Annotated in this window: 5 protein-coding genes; 2 read left to right on the top strand and 3 right to left on the bottom strand. The window is 68.3% G+C overall.

The genetic code is table 11. The features are described from left to right. Window positions 1–28 precede the first annotated feature (28 nt). The 3 genes from AC1D2K_RS29940 to AC1D2K_RS29930 are packed head-to-tail and all read right to left on the bottom strand — an operon-like array spanning window position 29 to window position 2,408. Window positions 29–574: a cupin domain-containing protein gene (locus AC1D2K_RS29940; protein WP_478093472.1), complete on the bottom strand. Its 546-nt coding sequence runs from the start codon at window positions 572–574 to the stop codon at window positions 29–31. A gap of 25 nt (window positions 575–599) precedes the next feature. Further along, on the bottom strand, window positions 600–1,415 hold the full coding sequence (locus tag AC1D2K_RS29935; RefSeq protein ID WP_478093470.1) for an SDR family oxidoreductase: 816 nt from the start codon (window positions 1,413–1,415) through the stop codon (window positions 600–602). Between the two features lie 9 nt (window positions 1,416–1,424). Continuing rightward, window positions 1,425–2,408: a Bug family tripartite tricarboxylate transporter substrate binding protein gene (locus AC1D2K_RS29930; protein ID WP_478093474.1), complete on the bottom strand. Its 984-nt coding sequence runs from the start codon at window positions 2,406–2,408 to the stop codon at window positions 1,425–1,427. Window positions 2,409–2,700: 292 nt separating this feature from the next. On the opposite strand from AC1D2K_RS29930, the gene tcuC reads away from it, so the two are divergent. Next, window positions 2,701–4,008: a tricarballylate/proton symporter TcuC gene (gene tcuC / locus AC1D2K_RS29925; RefSeq protein WP_478093468.1), complete on the top strand. Its 1,308-nt coding sequence runs from the start codon at window positions 2,701–2,703 to the stop codon at window positions 4,006–4,008. A 41-nt stretch (window positions 4,009–4,049) separates the two neighbouring features. Further along, on the top strand, window positions 4,050–4,790 hold the full coding sequence (locus tag AC1D2K_RS29920) for a transporter substrate-binding domain-containing protein (protein WP_478093466.1): 741 nt from the start codon (window positions 4,050–4,052) through the stop codon (window positions 4,788–4,790). The last annotated feature ends 8 nt before the right edge of the window (window positions 4,791–4,798 follow it).

Below are 4,798 nucleotides of genomic sequence, written 5' to 3'. Positions count from 1 at the left end.
CATCGGGATCGGCTCGGCGCAGCGGGGCTCAGCGCTTGATTTGGGCCAGCGGGTGATCGGCCGGATAGGTTGGCGTCACCGGCTTCTTGGCGCCCAGCATCACGCACATCAGCGCATCCTCGTCGCCGATGTTGATCTCCTCACGGTAGACGCCGGGAGGCACCGAGATCAGGTCGCGGTCGGTCATGATGGTCTCGAAGCGCTCGCCGTCCTTCTCGATGATCACCTTGAGCTTGCCGCGGATCAGGAAGAACACTTCCTCCACGTCGGTGTGCAGGTGCGGCGGGCCTTCGTGGCCGGCCGGGATCACCATGGTCGAGAAGGTGAAGTTCTCGGCCGGCACGGTGTTCACGTCCTTGGCGACGCCGGTGCCGCCGGTGCCCACGTAGCGCATCTGGGCGCGGCGGAACTTGGGATCGAAGTCGGCCTGGAACTTGAGCGCGTCCCAGTCGTACTTGCGGGTCGAATAGCGCGCGATGCGCGTTTCCATCCATTGCTGCAGGCTGCTGCCTTCAGGCTGCGCCAGGGTATTRGCGGCGGCGTCGATCTTCTGTTGTTCGGACAAATCGCTCATCGGAAAACTCCTTGGTCGGAAAAAATCAATGCATCACGAAGCCGCCGTTGACGGCGAGCAGCTGGCCGGTCACGAAGCGCGACAGGCCCGAAAGGGAAAAGAGCATCGCGCCGCAGACGTCGGCCGCCTGCTGCTCGCGCGGGATCGCGCGGCCTTCGAGGTATTTCTGGTGGCGGGCCAGCGGCACGTATTCGGTCGCCTCGACCAGCGTGAGGCCGGGCGCCACGGCGTTGACCGTGATGCCCTCGCCGCCCCACTCGCGCGCCAGCGAGCGCGTCATCGAGATCACGGCGCCCTTGCTCGAGGCGTAGGCCAGCAAGTTCGGCGCGCCCCACAGCGCGGTGTCCGACGCCAGGTTGACGATCGCGCCGCGGCCGCCAGCGGCGAGCGCGCCGCGGCAGGCCCGGCTCATGAGCCAGGTGCCGCGCACGTTGACCTGCATCACGCGGTCCCAGGTGTCGATGTCGAGCGCCAGGGCATCGCGGCCGCCCGAATTGGTGATGGCGGCGTTGTTGACCAGGCCGTCGAGACCGCCGAGCGCCGCGGTTGCCGCGGCGGCGCAGGCGTCGATCGATGCCGGGTCCGACAAGTCGACCGCCAGCGCATGGGCCGTGAAGCCGGCCTCGCGCAGCGCTGCGGCTTCGGTCTGCGCCAGGTCCGAGAGAATGTCGGCCATCACCACGCCGGCGCCGGCGGCCGCGATGCACTTGGAAAACGCGAGCCCGAGGCCGCGCGCGGCCCCCGTCACCAGGACCTTGCGGCCGGCGAGCAGGTTGGCGGGCAGTTCCGCAAGCAGGGCTTGCAGGCTCTGGTGGTCGGGGGTGACGCTGGGTTCGCTCATGGGTTCTTCTCAGTCGGCTTGGATGCCGAGGTCTTTGATGACGCGGCCGAAGCGTTCGAAATCGGCGGCGTTGGTCTTCGCAAGCGTCTCGGGCGTGCCGCCCAGGGGCAGCGCGCCCAGCGTGGCCATCTTGGAGGCGACGTCAGGCATCTTGAGGATCTCGTTGAAGTGGGCGTTGAGCGTCTTCACGATCTCGGGCGGCAGGCCCTTGGGACCGAAGATCCCGTTCCAGGCGACCACCTCGACATCCTTGTAGCCCAGCTCCTGCAGCGTCGGCACATTGGGCGCGAGCGGCGAGCGGACGCGATCGGCGACCGCCAGCGGCACCAGCTTGCCGCTCGACAGGTAGGGCGCGATCGGGCCGTACGTGACCACGGTCAGCGGCACGTGGCCGCCAAGCACATCGTTGATCGCCGGCGCCACGCCCTTGTACGGCACGTGCTTGATGTTCACGCCGGCCGTCTTGTTGAACATCTCGCCCAGGATGTGCATCGGCGAACCGCTGCCCGGGCTGGCATAGGACAGCGCCTGGCTGCTCTTCGCCGTGGCCACCACGTCCTTCAGGCTCTTCGCCCCGCTGCCCGGCCCCGAGACCAGGAACAGCGGCATCAGCGCGGTCTGGATGATGGGCGTGAAGCCGTTCACCACGTCGTAGCCGGCGCCCGCACCGGTCTTGAGCACGATCTGCGCGATCGAGAAGGTGCTCGGCGCCACCAGCAGCGTGTAGCCGTCGGCCGGCGCCTTGGCCACATAGCTGCTGCCGATCACGCCGCTGGCGCCGGGCCGGTTGTCGACCACCACCGGCTGGCCGAGTCGGGTCGAGAGCTTCTCCGCGAACAGCCGGGCCAGGGCGTCGGTATCGCCGCCGGCGGGATAGGCGACCACGAGGGTGATCGGCTTGGTCGGCCAGGTCTGGGCCCAGGTCGGGCCGGCCACGCAGGCGGCTGCGGTGCAGAGTGCGAAGGCCAGGGCGTGGCGGCGTGTCTTCTTCATCATGGGAGGCGCTTCCTTGAAGGGAGGGAGAACTCGCTCTGTTTCGCTAATAAAACACTGATTTATTAATGAAACGATGGAAGGAAGAATAGTAGGTGAAGCGCCTGCAAAATATTGGTGGTAACCCTTAGTTTGACGGCGGAGCCGGCGGTCCATACACCTGCTGCGCTGAGCAAGACCTGACGTCCAGGGGCGGGACATACCCCGAGCGCGCCGACGGCTGATCGACAGCTTGCCTTCCTACGATGGACGGACCGTGCGGCCGCGGGCCGCACATTCGCAGGAGACACCCATGAGCACAGCCACCCTCGCCAGCGGCCACCCGGCGCCCTCGACCAGCACTTCCAAACTCGGCGCCGTGCTGCGCGTCACGAGCGGCAACTTTCTCGAGCAGTTCGACTTCTTCCTGTTCGGCTTCTACGCCACCGCCATCTCCAAGGTCTTCTTCCCCGCCAGCAGCGACTTCGCCTCGCTGATGCTGACCTTCGCGGTCTTCGGCGCCGGCTTCCTGATGCGGCCCCTGGGCGCCATCGTCCTGGGCGCCTATATCGACGAGGTGGGCCGGCGCAAGGGGCTGATCGTCACGCTGGCCATCATGGCCAGCGGTACGGTGCTGATCGCCTTCGTGCCCGGCCACGCCACGATCGGCGTCGTCGCGCCGGTGCTGGTCCTGCTGGGCCGGCTGCTGCAGGGCTTCTCGGCAGGCGCCGAGCTCGGCGGCGTCTCGGTCTATCTCTCGGAGATGGCGACACCGGGCCACAAGGGCTTCTACACGGCATGGCAATCGGCCAGCCAGCAGGTCGCGATCGTGCTGGCCGCCGCGCTGGGCTTCGCGCTCAACGAGCTGATGGCGCCGGCCGCGCTGTCCGACTGGGGCTGGCGGATTCCATTCTTCGTCGGCTGCATGATCATTCCGTGCATCTTCGTGCTGCGCCGCTCGCTGCAGGAGACCGAGGCCTTCCAGGCCCGCAAGCACCATCCGACGACGCGCGAGGTGTTCCGATCGATGGCGCGCAACTGGCGCGTGGTGCTGTGCGGAATGCTGCTGGTCGCGATGACCACCACCACCTTCTACCTGATCACGGTCTACACGCCGACCTTCGGGCGCACCGTGCTGCACCTGAGCGCACGCGACAGCCTGATCGTGACCCTGCTGGTGGCGGTCACGAACTTCATCTGGCTGCCGATCGGCGGCGCGCTGTCGGACCGCATCGGCCGCAAGCCGCTGCTGCTGGCCGTCACGCTGCTGGCCATCTTCACGGCCTATCCGGCAATGCACTGGCTGGCGGCGGCGCCCAGCTTCGGCCGCATGCTCGACGTGCTGCTGTGGTTCTCGTTCCTGTTCGGCATGTACAACGGCGCCATGGTCGTGGCGCTGACCGAGGTGATGCCGGTGGAAGTCCGGGTGGTCGGCTTCTCGCTCGCCTACAGCCTGGCGACCGCGGTGTTCGGCGGCTTCACGCCGGCCATCTCGACCTGGCTGATCGAGGCGACCGGCGACAAGGCGGCGCCGGCCTTGTGGCTCAGCGTCGCCGCGGCCTGCGGGCTGGTGGCGACGCTGATTCTCTACCGCAAGGGACGCAAGGCTTCGGTCGCCTGACGCATCGAAGCGCGGACCCCGCTGCGGCAGAATCCGGTGCCATGAGCACCACCCTCCCCCCGGCCGTGGTTTCGGCCTTCACGCCCACCGGCGCGCTGCGCGCCTCCATCAATCTCGGCAACCCGATCCTCGCGAACAGGGACGCCGCCAGTGGCGAGCCGGTCGGCGTCTCGATCGATCTGGCGCGCGCCTTTGCCGATCGACTGGGCGTCAGCGTCGAGCTGGTCGTGTTCGAGAAGGCGGCCGCCTCCGTCGACGCGGTGCGCAACGACAAGGCCGACATCGGCTTCTTTGCCATCGACCCGGCACGCAGCGAAGGCCTGCGCTTCACCGCGCCCTATGTGCTGATCGAAGGCAGCTACCTGGTGCCGGCGGGCTCGGCGATCCGGGACAACGACGCGGTGGACCGGGAGGGGCAGCGCATCGCGGTCGGCAGCGGCAGCGCCTACGACCTCTTCCTCACACGCGAAATCGGGCAGGCGCAAATCGTGCGCGTGCAAGGCGCCCAGGGCGTGATGGAGTGCCTGCGTGCCGGCCAGGCCGAGGTGGCGGCGGGCATTCGCCAGGTGCTCGAAGCCGAGGCCGCCCGCGACGGCGGCCTGCGCCTGCTGCCGGGTCGCTTCATGGTGATCCAGCAGGCCATGGGCACACCCGCCTCGCGYGGTCCCGACGCCGCCGCCGCCCTGGCCGCTTTCGTCGAGGAGATGAAGGCCAGCGGCTTCGTGGCGGAGGCACTGGCCCGGCACCGGGTCCAGGGCGCCAGCGTGGCGCCGGCGGGCTAAGGCCGGCG

The organism is Variovorax sp. P1_H12_2, assembly GCF_056405335.1.
The sequence above is the reverse complement of the archived record's forward strand: the minus strand, read 5'-3'. Positions and strand labels throughout refer to the sequence as shown.